The 14,864-nt window shown below is 55.0% G+C and carries 17 protein-coding genes; 11 read left to right on the plus strand and 6 right to left on the minus strand.

Annotated features, from left to right (window positions below; translation table 11 throughout):
- Positions 1 to 2 precede the first annotated feature (2 nt).
- From ACQG11_RS03590 to ACQG11_RS03600, 3 genes are all read right to left on the minus strand, one after another.
- A complete protein-coding gene (locus ACQG11_RS03590) occupies positions 3 to 1,418 on the minus strand; it encodes a DUF1116 domain-containing protein (RefSeq protein WP_023298441.1) in 1,416 nt (471 codons plus the stop codon).
- Positions 1,418 to 2,959, minus strand: coding sequence for an acyl-CoA synthetase FdrA (gene fdrA, locus ACQG11_RS03595; protein ID WP_426728187.1), 1,542 nt, complete (start codon positions 2,957 to 2,959; stop codon positions 1,418 to 1,420). Before fdrA ends, ACQG11_RS03590 begins: the two co-directional genes overlap by 1 nt.
- Before the next feature lie 108 nt (positions 2,960 to 3,067).
- Positions 3,068 to 3,673: an ankyrin repeat domain-containing protein gene (locus tag ACQG11_RS03600; protein ID WP_032625916.1), complete on the minus strand. Its 606-nt coding sequence runs from the start codon at positions 3,671 to 3,673 to the stop codon at positions 3,068 to 3,070.
- A 320-nt stretch (positions 3,674 to 3,993) separates the two neighbouring features.
- Between ACQG11_RS03600 and ACQG11_RS03605 the strand changes: the two genes are divergently transcribed.
- Positions 3,994 to 4,923 carry a LysR substrate-binding domain-containing protein gene (locus ACQG11_RS03605; protein WP_063163983.1) on the plus strand — a complete coding sequence of 310 codons (930 nt, stop codon included), beginning with the start codon at positions 3,994 to 3,996 and terminating at the stop codon, positions 4,921 to 4,923.
- Here ACQG11_RS03605 and ACQG11_RS03610 read toward each other — a convergent pair.
- A complete protein-coding gene (locus tag ACQG11_RS03610) occupies positions 4,920 to 5,078 on the minus strand; it encodes a YqaE/Pmp3 family membrane protein (RefSeq protein ID WP_003862203.1) in 159 nt (52 codons plus the stop codon). The two genes, ACQG11_RS03605 and ACQG11_RS03610, sit on opposite strands and share 4 nt — an antisense overlap.
- A gap of 179 nt (positions 5,079 to 5,257) precedes the next feature.
- Between ACQG11_RS03610 and ACQG11_RS03615 the strand changes: the two genes are divergently transcribed.
- Together ACQG11_RS03615 and ACQG11_RS03620 are read left to right on the plus strand one after the other, a co-directional pair.
- The gene (locus tag ACQG11_RS03615) at positions 5,258 to 5,776 is read left to right on the plus strand and encodes a rhodanese family protein (RefSeq protein ID WP_032625926.1); all 519 of its coding nucleotides are present in this window, start codon (positions 5,258 to 5,260) and stop codon (positions 5,774 to 5,776) included.
- An 82-nt stretch (positions 5,777 to 5,858) separates the two neighbouring features.
- Positions 5,859 to 6,038 (plus strand): hypothetical protein, encoded by a 180-nt coding sequence (locus tag ACQG11_RS03620; RefSeq protein WP_006811690.1) that lies wholly within the window; start codon positions 5,859 to 5,861, stop codon positions 6,036 to 6,038.
- 37 nt (positions 6,039 to 6,075) lie between these two features.
- On the opposite strand, the gene stpA is transcribed toward ACQG11_RS03620, so the two are convergent.
- Entirely contained in the window at positions 6,076 to 6,480 is a 405-nt protein-coding gene (gene stpA, locus ACQG11_RS03625; protein WP_022649126.1) for a DNA-binding protein StpA, read from the minus strand.
- 497 nt (positions 6,481 to 6,977) lie between these two features.
- Here stpA and alaE point away from each other — a divergent pair, with 497 nt between their 5' ends.
- Complete coding sequence (gene alaE, locus ACQG11_RS03630; RefSeq protein ID WP_022649127.1) at positions 6,978 to 7,427, plus strand: L-alanine exporter AlaE; 450 nt, start codon at positions 6,978 to 6,980, stop codon at positions 7,425 to 7,427.
- Between the two features lie 32 nt (positions 7,428 to 7,459).
- On the opposite strand, the gene ACQG11_RS03635 is transcribed toward alaE, so the two are convergent.
- Positions 7,460 to 7,804, minus strand: coding sequence for a DUF2002 family protein (locus ACQG11_RS03635; RefSeq protein WP_006811693.1), 345 nt, complete (start codon positions 7,802 to 7,804; stop codon positions 7,460 to 7,462).
- A 158-nt stretch (positions 7,805 to 7,962) separates the two neighbouring features.
- Here ACQG11_RS03635 and ACQG11_RS03640 point away from each other — a divergent pair, with 158 nt between their 5' ends.
- From ACQG11_RS03640 to proW, 7 genes are all read left to right on the plus strand, one after another.
- Positions 7,963 to 8,289: a DUF883 domain-containing protein gene (locus ACQG11_RS03640; protein WP_017382769.1), complete on the plus strand. Its 327-nt coding sequence runs from the start codon at positions 7,963 to 7,965 to the stop codon at positions 8,287 to 8,289.
- A gap of 243 nt (positions 8,290 to 8,532) precedes the next feature.
- Positions 8,533 to 8,772 carry a glutaredoxin-like protein NrdH gene (nrdH, locus tag ACQG11_RS03645; RefSeq protein WP_017382770.1) on the plus strand — a complete coding sequence of 80 codons (240 nt, stop codon included), beginning with the start codon at positions 8,533 to 8,535 and terminating at the stop codon, positions 8,770 to 8,772.
- The gene (gene nrdI / locus ACQG11_RS03650) at positions 8,769 to 9,179 is read left to right on the plus strand and encodes a class Ib ribonucleoside-diphosphate reductase assembly flavoprotein NrdI (RefSeq protein ID WP_022649128.1); all 411 of its coding nucleotides are present in this window, start codon (positions 8,769 to 8,771) and stop codon (positions 9,177 to 9,179) included. Before nrdH ends, nrdI begins: the two co-directional genes overlap by 4 nt.
- Positions 9,152 to 11,296 carry a class 1b ribonucleoside-diphosphate reductase subunit alpha gene (nrdE, locus tag ACQG11_RS03655; RefSeq protein ID WP_045308451.1) on the plus strand — a complete coding sequence of 715 codons (2,145 nt, stop codon included), beginning with the start codon at positions 9,152 to 9,154 and terminating at the stop codon, positions 11,294 to 11,296. The genes nrdI and nrdE overlap by 28 nt, the downstream gene beginning before the upstream one ends.
- Positions 11,297 to 11,305: 9 nt before the next feature.
- Positions 11,306 to 12,265: a class 1b ribonucleoside-diphosphate reductase subunit beta gene (nrdF, locus tag ACQG11_RS03660; RefSeq protein WP_276169936.1), complete on the plus strand. Its 960-nt coding sequence runs from the start codon at positions 11,306 to 11,308 to the stop codon at positions 12,263 to 12,265.
- Positions 12,266 to 12,598: 333 nt separating this feature from the next.
- Positions 12,599 to 13,801: a glycine betaine/L-proline ABC transporter ATP-binding protein ProV gene (gene proV, locus ACQG11_RS03665; protein ID WP_022649131.1), complete on the plus strand. Its 1,203-nt coding sequence runs from the start codon at positions 12,599 to 12,601 to the stop codon at positions 13,799 to 13,801.
- Complete coding sequence (gene proW / locus ACQG11_RS03670; protein WP_022649132.1) at positions 13,794 to 14,858, plus strand: glycine betaine/L-proline ABC transporter permease ProW; 1,065 nt, start codon at positions 13,794 to 13,796, stop codon at positions 14,856 to 14,858. The genes proV and proW overlap by 8 nt, the downstream gene beginning before the upstream one ends.
- The last annotated feature ends 6 nt before the right edge of the window (positions 14,859 to 14,864 follow it).

Raw genomic sequence — 14,864 nt, forward strand, 5'->3', positions numbered from 1 at the left:
CCTTATAGAACGTAGCGATCGCGGAAGGTTAACAGCGCCTTTTCAAAACAGCTAAACGGCGGGTGAACGATGCCCGCCCCAATCATGCCGATACCGGCGTCCTTATGGGCAATGGCGGTATTAATGACCGGCAGAATGCCGCTGCCCGCGACCTTCGTGATGTCGATGGCGGACGGGATGCCCATAAACGACAGCAACGGAATGGTGACGTTCGGGTTTTCGCCGAGAGTGATTTCGCGCATCTGGCGGGAGAAATCGATGGCTTCCTCCACCGTGCCGCCCACCAGCGCCACGATTGCCGGTGCCGTCGCCATCGCAAAGCCGCCGATGCCGTAGGTTTCGGTAATCGCGCTGTCGCCGATATCCAGCCCGGAGTCTTCCGGCTTATAGCCCGCGAACATCGGGCCGATCACCTGCTGCGCCGGGCCGGTGAACCACTGCCCCGGCAGGCCGGAGACGCGCAGGCCGAACTCGTAGCCGTTGCGCGCCATGGTGGTGACGACGGTGCTGTACTCAATGCCGTGGGCGGCATCCAGCGCGGCCTTACACATTGCCATCCACGTCGGACCGGAGAAGTAGTCGCTGCTGGCGACAAACTCGAACACTTCACGCTGCTGCGCCACCGGATAGCCCGCCTGGATCAGCCCCGGCGTCAGCGCCTGGATAAGCAGCGTGGTGCCCGCGTTGTTGCGGTTGTGGCACTCGTCGCCCATGTGCAGCGCCTGGGCCAGCATCAGGCGCAGGTCGATTTCGCCGATAATCTTCATCGCGTCGCGCAGCATTGGGCCGAGCACGTCGCGCATCCAGTTCAGGCGGTCGATCACGCTCTGATCGTTGGCCCCCATGCGCAGGATCTTCGCCATCTGCTCGCTGAGGTTGGTGAAGGCGCGGTTGCCGTAGGTTTTGTTCTCAACGATGTGCATAAACATCGACGCGGAGGTGACGCCCGCCATAGAGCCCACACAGTCGTGCTCGTGGCACGGCGAGAAGGTGATCTTCCCGGAAGCCGCCAGCCTTGCGGCGTCCTCCAGATCCGTCGCCAGCCCTTCAAACACCAGCGCGCCGGTGACCGCGCCCTTCATCGCCCCACACATGTTTTCCCAGGTAACAGGCGGACCGGCATGCAGAATGGTGGTGCGAGTCATGCCCGGCACCACGTTGATGGCCTGGTCATAGCCCACCAGCACCGGATGGGACTGAATAATGCGCTCAAGGGCAATGTTGTTCGCGGCGGCAATTTTCTCCGCCAGCGGTTTTTCCGCCAGCCGGTCCAGCGCGTCCACCACCTGCATATTGCCCTGCCCCGGCGGCGTCCAGTCGAGCTGGGTCACGGGAACGTGCTGTTTTTTGAGGTCGTCGCTGAACATCGCAATCCCGACGTTAATCACGTTCAGCGGCTGGTTGAATAAGGTCGTCATTATGCTTTCTCCCCTTTGCAGACAAATTCGCGAGCCAGTAATCCGGTATTGGTGCTGCTGCTGGCCCAGATGACGCCTGCGTCGGTCAGCAGCTGGCACTGCTGGGCCAGCGACTGCGGATCCTGATCGGTGCCGAGCACGTAGCCGAGAATTTCCAGCGGACGGTTGTCGGTTTTCGCGATTGCCTGTGCCTCTTTGATCGCCTCGATCATCACCCCCACCGGATCCTCGTGTGCGCCAAAGCCCAGCACGAAGTCCATCACGATGACGCCCACCTGCGGATCGCGCGCCTCCTGTAGCAGGCGGCTGATGCGGTTGGTCGGGTCGATCATCGGGTGTGGTTTGCCGTTGGTGAAATCGTCGTCACCGAAATCAAGGAAGGTGTGGGCCTGGCTGACGCTGATGTCCTTCAGACGCCTGGCCGGATCCGGCTGGATGTTGCTGTGAACATCGTCAAACTTCTCCAGCGCGGCAAACATCGCTTCGTCGCACAGGGTGCCGCCGCAGAACAGGCCGCGAATGTACTTCTGCCGCGGCGTCAGGCGGGCGCGCACCTCTTCGATCAGCGGCCAGTTGAGCGGATGTAAATCCAGGGAGTCTTTTTTAATGCCGGTAAGCAGCACCGCTTTCAGGGCCGCCTCTTTGGTGCCACGAGCAAACTGCAAGCCGTCTTCATCGGCTGGCGGTTCGTTGCGGCCCAGGAAGCACACAACCACAGGTTTGCGGCAGGCGCGTGCCCGGGCCAGCACTTTCTCTGCCACCGCGGGTGCAGGCGGTTTGGAGATGAGCGCTATCACCCGGGTCGCGTCGTCCGCCTCCAGCATGTCGATGGCGTCGAGCATCATCAGACCGCCAATCTTCTCGCTGAGATCGCGCCCGCCGGTGCCGATCAGCTGCGACACGCCGCCGCCGAACTCGTGAATGCGCACGCTCAGCTCCTGGCTACCGGTGCCGGAGGCGCCAACGATGCCAATCGGCCCGCGACGTACCGCGTTGGCAAAGCACAGCCCCGCGCCGTTGATAATGGCGGTGCCGCAGTCCGGCCCCATCATTAGCAATCCTTTGTCATGCGCCAGCTGCTTCAGCGCCAGCTCGTCGTCGAGCGACACATTATCGGAAAACAGCATCACGTTGAGATCGTTTTCCAGCGCCTGGCGCGCTTCGCGGGCGGCGAAGGTGCCGTTGACGGATATCACCGCAAGGTTGCTGTCCGGACGATGGGCTTTGGCGCTGGCAATCGTCGCGTAGCGTGCTTCATGGGAGCCAGCGCTCTCTTTACGCGTGAATAACGCTTCAATGGCGGCAAGGGTTTCCTCATTCGCCGCGTCGCCTTTAATAACGATCATCAGGTCGCCGTTTTTCGCGTCCGCTAATTCCGGCGTTAATAGCCCGAGGTTTTTTAATACCCCTTTGTTCATTTCCGTCGCCATCGCCACAAACGCCTGCTCGACGCCCGGCAATTTATTGGCTTTGGTGGAAACCGACATTAAGGAAACCGAATCGAAATACGTATTCTTTTTTATGACGATTTTGGTTGGCATTATTTTCACCTGTTTAAGATAAAAGGGGGCCGCCGTCGTGCTAAAGGCACGTCGGTAACAATGCGTTTTTTGATTCACGGCCAGCCAGGGGAAGGCTGACCGAATGCGCTATGCGCCTGCTGCCAGCAGCAGGTCTGCGATCGCGTTGAAGCCTTTTTCCCGCGCCAGTTCGAGCGGGGTTTTGCCGTATTTATCAGTCATGTGCGGATTCGCACCGTGATCCAGCAGCAGCTTCACAATTTCCTGCTGCTTTGCGCCGCCGTCGTTTAACACGATGGCCTCAAGCAGCGGCGTCCAGCCGACAAAATTGGTGTGGTTGACGTTAATGTCGGTTTTTTCCAGCAGCTCGCGCACGATTTCAACGTGCCCTTTTTCACTGGCAGGGGTAATGCCCACGCCGCCAAAGCGCGTCAGACGGTCGAGATCCGGATCCGCCGGAAGGACAATGCGCAGCAGGGTTAAATCATTGGTCAGGCAGCCGATCAGGAAGGGGTTAAAACAGGTCTGGTCCTGTTTATCAATATCCGCCCCGGCGGAAATTAAAAATTCCACACAGGCGTAATGCTTTTTCAGGCTGGCAATAATAATGGCGGTTCTTTTCTGGCGGTTGGTCGCGTTAATATCCACGCCTTTTTCCAGGCAGGCTTTTAGCGCGTCGATATTACCCTCTTCTGCCGCCAGCAAAAATTCTGTAACCAGTGCAGTTGCAGACATATTCAGACTCCCTATGTTTCACTTCTGATGACCTGAGAATAGCAACAGCCTGGTCATAAAAGAATCCGCTTAAAAATGATTCATCGACACGCAATTCATTGTTGAGTTAAATTCAACAGTCCGGCAAAAACGTGCGTCTGTGCAACCTTTTTCTTATGTTTTACCGCTTTTACGCGCCTCGGGCTGCATTATCCTTATGAATGAAAAAGCCTTACACAGCGCGGCTCTACGTAAAAATCCAGAACTGTGACCGACATCAACTATGATGTAACGCCGGTGTTAAAATATGTTCAAAACTGATGGTAACCAGGAGCCATAATATGAATTCCATCTTTACCGAAGAGAATTTGCTGGCCTTCACCACCGCGGCACGCTTTGGCAGTTTTAGCAAAGCGGCTGCCGAGCTGGGCGTGACCACTTCCGCCATCAGTTACACCATCAAACGCATGGAGACCGGGCTGGACGTGGTGCTGTTTGTACGCAACACGCGCAGCATTGAGCTGACCGAATCCGGTTTTTATTTTTATCGTAAAGCGACCGACCTGCTGAATGACTTTCATGCCATCAAGCGCGGGATTGATACCATTTCGCAGGGCATTGAGACGCGGGTGCGCATCTGCATTAATCAGCTTTTGTATACGCCACGCCATACCGCGCGTTTGCTCCAGGTGCTGAAAAAACAGTTTCCTACCTGCCAAATCACGGTGACGACCGAGGTGTATAACGGCGTCTGGGATTCCATCATTAATAATCAGGCCAACATCGCCATTGGCGCGCCGGATACGTTGCTGGATGGCGGAGGCATCGATTACACCGAGATAGGCGCGATCCGCTGGGTATTTGCCATCGCGCCCACGCATCCGCTGGCGTTCGCCCCGGAGCCCATTTCCGAAAGTCAGCTGCGTCTGTATCCCAATATCATGGTCGAGGACACCGCGCATACCATCAACAAGAAGGTCGGCTGGCTGCTTCACGGTCAGGAGGCGATTCTGGTACCGGACTTTAACACCAAGTGTCAGTGTCAGATCCTGGGGGAGGGTATTGGATTTTTACCGGAGTATATGACGCGTGAGGCGATGGAGGACGGGCTGCTGGTAACGCGGCGAATCAATAATCCGCGCCAGGATTCGCGCATGCTGCTCGCCACGCAGCATGCGGCGACCGGTCAGGTCACGCGCTGGATCAAACAGCAGTTTGGCCCCGAGGGCGCGCTGACCCGGATCTACAGTGATCTATTGTGGCGTACCTAGCTTTTCGTCTGAACCCAAAACGCGTGGATAAGACCCGGGAAGTAACCCAGGATGGTCAGAAGGATGTTCAGGATAAACGCCCAGCCCAGTCCCTTGCCAAGCAGCACGCCCAGCGGCGGGAGAATAATCGTAAAAACAACGCGCCAAAAACCCATAAATAACTCCGTGCAAGCTAACCAATTGAAAATTATAAAAGACACTTCTCTAAGCGTAGCCAGTTTACGGGTAACTGCCATTCGTCTCTCGCGCTTTTACCTGCCTTTACCCTCTTTACACTGGCTGAAACCCTGCCTTAAATGCTCTACTGTTCTGAAATTGACCGTAAGGAAACACAATGTCTCTTCCTCTTATTTCGCCGCAGCAGGCAAACGCGCTTATTGCTGAAGGCGCCAAACTTATCGATATTCGCGACCCCGACGAGTATGCCCGCGAGCATATTCCAGTGGCGCACTCCATTCCGCTGGATTCGTTACCCGGCGGGCTTAACGCAGCACCGGGAGAAACGGTGATTTTCCACTGTCAGTCTGGCGCAAGAACCGCAAACAATGATGCTCGTCTTGCCCGGGCAGCGTCCCCTGCGAACGCCTTTGTGGTTGAGGGAGGCATTCAGGGCTGGAAGCAGGCCGGGCTGCTGACCGTTGAAGATAAATCGCAGCCGCTTCCGCTGATGCGTCAGGTGCAGATCGCCGCCGGGCTGCTGATTCTCTGCGGCGTGGTGCTGGGTTACAGCGTCTCAAGCGGCTTTTTCCTGCTAAGCGGTTTTGTGGGCGCCGGGCTGCTGTTCGCCGGAGTGACAGGTTTTTGCGGTATGGCGCGCCTGCTGAAAGTGATGCCGTGGAACCGACGTACCTGATAAGGGGTATCTGAAAGATTAGGCTGTACCCCGCCCCGGACGTGGGCTATGGTGAAGATCGTGACAATGATGAGGAGGTGCTATGTTTTCTGTCGGTGATTATGTCCAACCGCGTCAGGGCGGTCCGAAACTGAAAGTGCTCGAAGTGAATGGTGAAAACATTGTGGCCGTGCAGGCCAGCAATGAGCAGGGCGAGAAATATCACCTGAAAGCGGCGGACGTAGTTCTGTACTCCGAAGAAGGTGACTTTGGCGTCTGCTAAGTCAATAATCGGGCGGAATACACCGCCCGAATAAGCATCAGATCAGGAAATCGTCCAGCGATTTACCGTTTGCCAGTGCGTTCGCAATTGGCTTTGGCGTACGTCCCTGACCGGTCCACGTTTTCTCTTCACCGTTCGCGTCGATGAAACGATATTTCGCCGCACGCGCTTTACGTTTTTTAGCCGGCTGGCCCGCATGAGCCAGTTCTCCGCCTAACAGATCGCTCGGGGAAATACCGTCTGCCTTCATCAGTTCCAGCAGAGCATTAATTTTATCCTGCTGTTCAGCGCGCTGGCGCTCTAATTCAGCCTGCTCGCTGCGTTTTTCTTCTGTGACAATCCGAACTTTTTCCAGCACTTCTTCCAGAACATCCATGGATAATTCACGCGCCAGCGCCCGGAGGGTACGGATATTATTAAGATTCTGTAACGTTAAAGCCATAATAATGAGAAACCTTTCTTCGTGTGTATAACATAAATCAGGCAACAGAATAATTGATTTTTGTTCTGATATCTACCTACTCTGTCGTTTTGACATTATTGTAAATGTTTTAGAATATCCCGTTAATATAACCCCGAATTACCTGTCAGTTTTAATGCGTAATATTCCGTCCTGCACCTGGTCAAAAACCCCTGTTTAATACCGTTCAAAAAACCGCCCGGCATCCTCCGAATAAAAAACGTTACACGCTTGCTCAGATAAGCTAATAGTTTGATTTCGTTTAATAAAACGGTGAATGGGAAAGAAAATAACGACTCGCACAAAAAACAGCCAACTTTAGAGAATTTTATGGACAAAGCGCCCATAAATAAAAATTAATCACTACTTGTTAGTTAAAAGCCAGAGGGATACGCTATACACTCAAAACAAACCAACCTAAAGCACTAAACGCCGCAGGTAAAAACGCCACTTTTTTGTCCTGTTCGAGGAGTTCAGACATGTTCTCACCGCAGTCTCGCCTGCGCCATGCGGTAGCGGATACGTTCGCGATGGTCGTTTACTGTTCCGTCGTAAACATGCTGATTGAAATTTTCCTGTCCGGAATGACCTTTGAGCAGTCCCTCTCATCGCGCCTGGTGGCCATTCCGGTGAATATCATGATTGCCTGGCCGTACGGAATGTATCGCGATGCGGTGATGCGTTTCGCCCGGCGTATTAGCCCGGCAGGTTGGGTAAAAAACCTGGCGGACGTGCTGGCTTACGTGACGTTCCAGTCCCCGGTGTATGTGGTTATTTTGCTGACGGTGGGCGCAGACTGGCATCAAATCGCCGCCGCGGTAAGTTCAAATATCGTGGTATCTATGCTGATGGGTGCGGTGTACGGTTACTTCCTTGACTACTGCCGCCGCCTGTTTAAAGTCAGCCCTTATAGCCAGGCAAAAGCGTAAGATAAGGCGACTGGCTCATGCCAGTCGCTGATTTATTGTACGTCGCCAAACAGCCCTTTCAGGAAACGCTCCAGCGCCATACGCGAGCTGAAACCGTGCGGAATACCATAATGTTCATGCGTCTCGCCGCCTAAATAGAGCGGAAATTGCTGATAATGATCGCAGGTTTTAATATCCGAGGCGGGCTCAGCAAATGACAGGCTTCTGTCTTTGAGTGTCGGGTGAATAATGAGAGCAGTACGCCCCATTCTTGCTTCACGGTTGACGTAAACATAATTCTCACCACGGCGATATCCGTACGCTTTTGATGTTACCTCATCCATGGTGAACCCTTCTTTTTCAAGAACGCGCGCCACCTCATCGGGTCGTAAATACATATCTTTTCCTCATTATCATACCTGCCGGGCAACCTTACAGTATTCAGCATTAGCAGGGCTTTCAGAATATTCCATAAACTGCCCGATAAGCCGTGACTCGCTTCAGATATTACATTTCTGGACTAAACTAAACGGGAACACAAATTATGGAGGATCGTATGTTTAACAGACCGAACCGAAACGATATTAACGACGACACCCAGGATATTCGTAACGATGTCAGCCAATTAGCGGACACGCTGGAAGCCGTATTGAAATCCTGGGGCTCTGACGCGAAGGACGAAGCAGATGCCGCGAAACGTAAGGCTCAGTCTCTGCTGCGTGAAACGCGCGCAAGGATGAATGGCCGCTCACGTACCACTCAGGCGGCCTGCGATATGGCCAGCTGCGCCACCACCTTCGTACGTGAAAAACCGCTGTGTACGCTGGGAACGGTCGCGGCAGTCGGGATTTTTGTCGGCGCCCTGCTTAGCCTGCGTAAGTAAGCACGCGTTCTCAGCCCCGGTAGCCTCAGGCGCCGGGGCTTTTATTTGCCTGAAAGCCTGAAAAACCCGCGCAGTTCGCCCTGCCCCGCCAGGCTCATCATTGGGACCTTATCAATCTGAATTTCCCATATCTTGTGTGGTTGAAAGTTATCTCAACTACATCTAGTATTCCCTTTAGCAAGACAGATACAACATGACGCGTTTACTCGCGCCGTTCTCTCATTCTAAATGGAAATACGAATCATGAGCATTATTATTTACACTCGTAACGATTGTGTTCAGTGCCACGCCACGAAACGGGCGATGGAGAGTCGCGGCGTGGCATTTGAGATGGTCAATATAGATCAGGTGCCTGACGCGGCAGACACCCTGCGGGCGCAAGGTTTCCGTCAGCTTCCGGTCGTGGTTGCTGGCGACACCAGCTGGTCTGGCTTTCGTCCGGACATGATCAACCGCCTTGCCGCTCAGGGCGTCAGTGCATGAGCAGGCTGGTCTACTTTTCCAGCAGCTCGGAAAACACGCTTCGGTTTATGGAGCGTCTCGGGCTGCCCGCGATTCGCATTCCGCTGAACGAGCGGGAGCGTATTCAGGTAGACGAACCCTACATTCTGGTAGTGCCCAGCTATGGCGGTGGCGGCACCGCGGGGGCTGTGCCTCGTCAGGTGATCCGCTTTCTGAACGATCCCCATAACCGGCAGCTGATTCGCGGCGTGATCGCGGCAGGCAATCGTAACTTCGGCGAGGCCTTTGCCCGCGCCGGGGATGTCATCTCTCAAAAATGCGGCGTGCCGTATCTCTATCGTTTTGAACTGATGGGGACACAGCAGGACGTAGAGAACGTGCGTAAAGGAGTGAACGAATTTTGGCAACGACAACCGCAGAGCGCGTGATTCAGGCGACGCCGGATTACCATGCATTAAACGCCATGCTAAACCTCTATGACCGGGAGGGGCGCATTCAGTTTGGCAAAGATCGTGAGGCGGTGGACGCCTTTTTTGCCGCTCATGTACGCCCGAACAGCGTCGTCTTTGGCAGCCAGCAGGAACGCCTCGACTGGCTGGTAAAAGAGGGTTATTACGAAGAGCGCGTCCTGACCCGCTACGACCGCGCCTTCGCGGTGGCATTGTTTGAACGGGCGCACGCCAGCGGTTTTCGCTTCCAGACGTTTCTCGGCGCGTGGAAGTATTACACCAGCTACACCCTGAAAACCTTCGACGGCAAACGCTATTTAGAAAGCTTTGAAGATCGGGTGGTGATGGTAGCCCTGACGCTGGCGCAGGGCGATGAAGCCCTGGCCGAAAGACTGACGGAGGAGATCCTCTCCGGTCGCTTCCAGCCCGCCACGCCAACGTTCCTTAACTGCGGCAAAGCCCAGCGCGGCGAGCTGGTCTCCTGCTTCCTGCTGCGTATTGAAGATAATATGGAGTCGATTGGCCGTGCGGTAAATTCGGCGCTACAGCTTTCGAAACGCGGCGGCGGCGTGGCATTTCTGCTTTCGAACCTGCGGGAAGCGGGCGCGCCGATCAAGCGCATCGAAAATCAGTCCTCCGGCGTCATCCCGGTGATGAAGATGCTGGAAGATGCCTTCTCATACGCCAACCAGCTTGGCGCACGTCAGGGCGCGGGTGCGGTTTATCTGCACGCGCATCATCCGGACATTCTGCGTTTTCTGGATACCAAACGTGAAAACGCCGACGAAAAGATCCGCATTAAAACCCTGTCGCTCGGCGTGGTGATCCCGGATATCACGTTTAAGCTGGCCAAAGAAAATGCCGACATGGCGCTTTTCTCGCCGTATGACGTCGAGCGTATCTACGGCAAAGCCTTTGGCGATGTGGCCATCAGCGAACTTTATGACGAACTGGTGACGGACGAGCGCATTCGTAAGAAATACATTAACGCCCGCGACTTTTTCCAGACGCTTGCCGAAATTCAGTTTGAGTCCGGGTACCCGTACATCATGTACGAGGATACGGTGAACCGCGCCAACCCGATTGCCGGGCGCATCAACATGAGCAATCTGTGCTCGGAGATTTTGCAGGTCAACAGCGCGTCCAGTTACGACGAGAACCTCGACTACGCGGATATCGGCAAAGATATCTCCTGCAATCTCGGTTCGCTGAATATTGCCCACACCATGGATTCCCCCGATTTTGGCCGCACGGTAGAGACCGCCATTCGCGGGCTGACGGCGGTATCGGACATGAGTCACATCCGCAGCGTACCGTCCATTGAGGCGGGCAACGCCGCGTCGCATGCCATCGGCCTTGGGCAGATGAACCTGCACGGCTATCTGGCGCGGGAGGGTATCGCCTACGGCAGCCCGGAAGGGCTGGATTTCACCAACCTTTATTTCTATACCATCACCTGGCATGCGCTGCATACCTCGATGATGCTGGCGCGCGAACGCAACCAGCGGTTCGCAGGCTTTGAGCAGTCCCGCTACGCCAGCGGAGAGTATTTCAGCCAGTATCTGGAAGGCGACTGGCAGCCGAAAACCGAAAAAGTACGCGCGCTTTTCGACCGCGCCGGCATTACCCTGCCGACGCGTGAGATGTGGCAACAGCTGCGTGAGGATGTGATGCACTACGGCATCTATAACCAGAACCTTCAGGCGGTTCCGCCAACCGGCTCCATTTCCTATATAAATCATGCCACGTCGAGCATCCATCCGATCGTGTCGAAGATTGAAATCCGCAAGGAAGGCAAAACCGGACGCGTCTACTACCCTGCCCCGTTTATGACTAACGAGAATCTGGCTCTGTACCAGGACGCCTATGAGATCGGCCCGGAAAAGATCATTGATACCTACGCCGAGGCGACCAGACATGTGGACCAGGGGCTGTCGCTGACGCTCTTCTTCCCGGACACCGCCACCACGCGGGATATCAATAAAGCGCAGATCTACGCCTGGAAGAGAGGCATCAAAACGCTGTACTACATTCGCCTGCGCCAGCTCGCGCTGGAAGGTACCGAAATTGAAGGCTGCGTGTCCTGCGCGCTGTAAGGAGAAAGGATGAAACTGTCACGCGTAAGTGCCGTTAACTGGAACAAAATTCAGGATGATAAAGACCTGGAGGTCTGGAACCGCCTGACCAGCAACTTCTGGCTGCCGGAAAAGGTGCCGCTCTCCAACGATATTCCGGCCTGGCAAACCCTGAGCCATGCCGAGCAGCAGCTGACAATCCGCGTCTTTACCGGCCTGACGCTGCTGGACACCATTCAGAATACCGTGGGTGCGCCCGCGCTGATGAGTGATGCGCTGACCCCGCACGAAGAGGCGGTAATGTCGAATATCAGCTTTATGGAGGCGGTCCATGCCCGCTCTTACAGCTCGATTTTCTCCACCCTGTGCCAGACCAGAGACGTGGACGCGGCCTACGCCTGGAGCGAAGAGAGCGCGTCATTGCAGCGCAAGGCAGATCTGGTGCTGGAATATTACCGGGCCGACGAGCCGCTGAAGAAGAAGATCGCCAGCGTGTTCCTGGAATCTTTTCTCTTCTATTCCGGCTTCTGGCTGCCCATGTACTGGTCGAGCCGGGGCAAGCTCACCAATACCGCCGATTTGATTCGCCTCATCATCCGCGATGAAGCGGTACACGGGTATTACATCGGCTATAAGTACCAGAAAGGACTGGAGAAAGTCACCCCGGAAAAACGCGAGGAACTCAAAGGTTTTGCCCTCGATTTACTGATGGATCTGTATGACAACGAGCTGAGCTATACCGAGGAGCTGTACGCCGGAACGGGCTGGGAAGAGGACGTAAAAGCCTTCCTCTGCTACAACGCCAACAAGGCGCTGATGAACCTGGGCTACGAAGCGTTATTCCCACCGGAAATGGCGGAAGTGAACCCGGCGATCCTCGCGGCGCTGTCGCCCAACGCCGATGAAAACCACGACTTCTTTTCCGGGGCCGGCTCGTCGTACGTGATGGGTAAAGCGGTGGAGACGCAAGACGAGGACTGGGATTTTTAATGAATGAATTAACGTTCATTAATTAACTCTACATTTCATTATTTCCAGCCGAATATTCCACTACGTACTACACTGTAATTTCCCCTTCATATTCGCCTGAATCACACCGATTCAGGCGAAATTCTCCCATGCAGTAGCAAAAAATTGAGAAAAATTCAAAGCGCCCTCAGCCCTTTATTCATGGGAAATTCAGCCGTTTCGCTTGCGGTAAAATTCCGACCTCAGGCAGGTCCAGGGTTGTCTCAGATTCTGAGTATGTTAGGGTAATGCCAGTTAACTATTTACCATGGTAATCATATCGACATAAACAAATAACAGGACACTCTCTATTGCATGGCAATTAAATTAGAAGTGAAAAATCTTTATAAAGTATTTGGCGAGCACCCGCAGCGTGCTTTCAAATATATTGAGAAAGGCCTTTCGAAAGAGCAAATTCTGGAAAAAACCGGGCTGTCGCTTGGCGTTAAAGACGCCAGTCTGGCCATTGAAGAAGGCGAGATTTTTGTCATCATGGGATTATCCGGTTCGGGTAAATCCACTATGGTTCGCCTTCTCAATCGCCTGATTGAACCCACCCGCGGACAGGTGCTGATTGACGGCGTTGATATCGCCAGAATATCAGACGCGGAACTCCGCGAGGTGCGCAGAAAGAAAATTGCGATGGTGTTTCAGTCATTTGCACTGATGCCGCACATGACGGTACTCGATAATACCGCCTTTGGCATGGAGTTAGCCGGCACGCCCGCTCAGGAACGTCAGGAAAAAGCCCTTGATGCATTGCGTCAGGTCGGGCTGGAAAATTATGCTCATGCGTATCCGGATGAGCTCTCCGGCGGTATGCGTCAGCGCGTAGGATTAGCGCGCGCATTAGCGATTAATCCGGATATTTTATTAATGGACGAAGCCTTCTCGGCGCTCGATCCCTTAATTCGCACCGAGATGCAGGATGAGTTGGTAAAATTACAGGCCAAACATCAGCGCACCATTGTTTTTATTTCTCACGATCTGGATGAAGCCATGCGTATTGGCGACCGTATCGCCATTATGCAAAATGGTGAAGTGGTGCAGGTCGGCACACCGGATGAAATTCTCAATAATCCGGCGAATGATTATGTGCGCACCTTCTTCCGCGGCGTGGATATTAGCCACGTATTCAGTGCGAAAGATATTGCCCGTCGAACACCAAACGGCATTATTCGAAAAACGCCAGGTTTTGGTCCGCGCTCCGCGCTGAAGCTGTTGCAGGACGAAGACCGTGAATACGGTTATCTGGTTGAACGCGGCAATAAATTTGTCGGCGTTGTCTCCATCGACTCCCTGAAAACCGCCCTGAGCGAAAACCAGGGAATCGATGCGGCGTTGATTGACGCTCCGCTTGCCGTGGACGCCGAAACGCCGCTCAGCGAGTTGCTCTCTCATGTGGGTCAGGCGCCGTGCGCCGTGCCGGTTGTCGGTGAAGAACAACAGTACGTTGGCATCATCTCAAAACGGATGCTGCTACAGGCTTTAGATCGCGAGGGGACAAACAATGGCTGATCAATCAAACCCATGGGGCACCACTGAAGCAGCGGACAGCGCGGCGCAATCTGCCGATGCGTGGGGGTCGACGCCTGCGCCTGCCGATGGCGGCGGCGCGGCAGACTGGCTCAACAGCGCACCGGCGCCTGCCCCAGAGCATTTCAATATTATGGATCCGTTCCACAAGACGCTGATCCCGCTGGATAGCTGGGTAACGGAGGGGATCGACTGGGTCGTTACCCACTTCCGTCCGGTGTTCCAGGGGATCCGTATCCCGGTGGATTACATCCTGAACGGCTTCCAGCAGCTGATGCTGGGCATGCCCGCGCCGGTGGCGATTATCCTGTTCTCGCTGATCGCATGGCAGTTCGGCAGCGCGGGTATGGGGATCGCCACGCTGATCTCCCTGATTGCCATCGGCGCGATTGGCGCGTGGTCTCAGGCGATGATCACCCTGGCGCTGGTGCTGACCGCCCTGCTGTTCTGCGTGGCGATCGGCCTGCCGATGGGGATCTGGCTGGCGCGCAGCCCGCGGGCCGCAAAAATTATCCGCCCGCTGCTGGATGCGATGCAGACCACGCCAGCGTTCGTTTACCTGGTGCCTATCGTGATGCTGTTCGGCATCGGTAACGTACCGGGGGTGGTCGTGACCATTATCTTTGCCCTGCCGCCGATTATTCGCCTGACCATTCTGGGCATTAACCAGGTGCCTGCGGATCTGATAGAGGCATCACGCTCGTTTGGCGCCAGCCCGCGTCAGATGCTGTTTAAGGTTCAGCTTCCGCTGGCGATGCCGACCATTATGGCAGGTGTTAACCAGACGCTGATGCTGGCGCTGTCGATGGTGGTGATCGCCTCAATGATTGCCGTTGGCGGGTTAGGTCAGATGGTACTGCGCGGCATTGGCCGTCTCGATATGGGGCTGGCGACCGTCGGCGGCGTCGGGATTGTGATCCTCGCCATCATTCTTGACCGCCTGACCCAGGCTGTCGGTCGTGATTCACGCAGTCGCGGCAACCGTCGCTGGTATACCACCGGCCCTGTCGGGTTACTCACCCGCCCATTCACAAAATAAGGAACA

The sequence above is a fragment of the Enterobacter cloacae complex sp. 372C4 genome, from assembly GCF_050030615.1.
Classification (GTDB): Bacteria; Pseudomonadota; Gammaproteobacteria; order Enterobacterales; family Enterobacteriaceae; genus Enterobacter; species Enterobacter intestinihominis.

What these genes read in the sequence shown, in the direction of transcription:
- ACQG11_RS03590 (WP_023298441.1), bottom strand. Translation starts at nt 1,418, where the DNA reads ATGACGACCTTATTCAACCAGCCGCTGAACGTGATTAACGTCGGGATT.
- fdrA (WP_426728187.1), bottom strand. Translation starts at nt 2,959, where the DNA reads ATGCCAACCAAAATCGTCATAAAAAAGAATACGTATTTCGATTCGGTT.
- ACQG11_RS03600 (WP_032625916.1), bottom strand. Translation starts at nt 3,673, where the DNA reads ATGTCTGCAACTGCACTGGTTACAGAATTTTTGCTGGCGGCAGAAGAG.
- ACQG11_RS03605 (WP_063163983.1), top strand. Translation starts at nt 3,994, where the DNA reads ATGAATTCCATCTTTACCGAAGAGAATTTGCTGGCCTTCACCACCGCG.
- ACQG11_RS03610 (WP_003862203.1), bottom strand. Translation starts at nt 5,078, where the DNA reads ATGGGTTTTTGGCGCGTTGTTTTTACGATTATTCTCCCGCCGCTGGGC.
- ACQG11_RS03615 (WP_032625926.1), top strand. Translation starts at nt 5,258, where the DNA reads ATGTCTCTTCCTCTTATTTCGCCGCAGCAGGCAAACGCGCTTATTGCT.
- ACQG11_RS03620 (WP_006811690.1), top strand. Translation starts at nt 5,859, where the DNA reads ATGTTTTCTGTCGGTGATTATGTCCAACCGCGTCAGGGCGGTCCGAAA.
- stpA (WP_022649126.1), bottom strand. Translation starts at nt 6,480, where the DNA reads ATGGCTTTAACGTTACAGAATCTTAATAATATCCGTACCCTCCGGGCG.
- alaE (WP_022649127.1), top strand. Translation starts at nt 6,978, where the DNA reads ATGTTCTCACCGCAGTCTCGCCTGCGCCATGCGGTAGCGGATACGTTC.
- ACQG11_RS03635 (WP_006811693.1), bottom strand. Translation starts at nt 7,804, where the DNA reads ATGTATTTACGACCCGATGAGGTGGCGCGCGTTCTTGAAAAAGAAGGG.
- ACQG11_RS03640 (WP_017382769.1), top strand. Translation starts at nt 7,963, where the DNA reads ATGTTTAACAGACCGAACCGAAACGATATTAACGACGACACCCAGGAT.
- nrdH (WP_017382770.1), top strand. Translation starts at nt 8,533, where the DNA reads ATGAGCATTATTATTTACACTCGTAACGATTGTGTTCAGTGCCACGCC.
- nrdI (WP_022649128.1), top strand. Translation starts at nt 8,769, where the DNA reads ATGAGCAGGCTGGTCTACTTTTCCAGCAGCTCGGAAAACACGCTTCGG.
- nrdF (WP_276169936.1), top strand. Translation starts at nt 11,306, where the DNA reads ATGAAACTGTCACGCGTAAGTGCCGTTAACTGGAACAAAATTCAGGAT.
- proV (WP_022649131.1), top strand. Translation starts at nt 12,599, where the DNA reads ATGGCAATTAAATTAGAAGTGAAAAATCTTTATAAAGTATTTGGCGAG.
- proW (WP_022649132.1), top strand. Translation starts at nt 13,794, where the DNA reads ATGGCTGATCAATCAAACCCATGGGGCACCACTGAAGCAGCGGACAGC.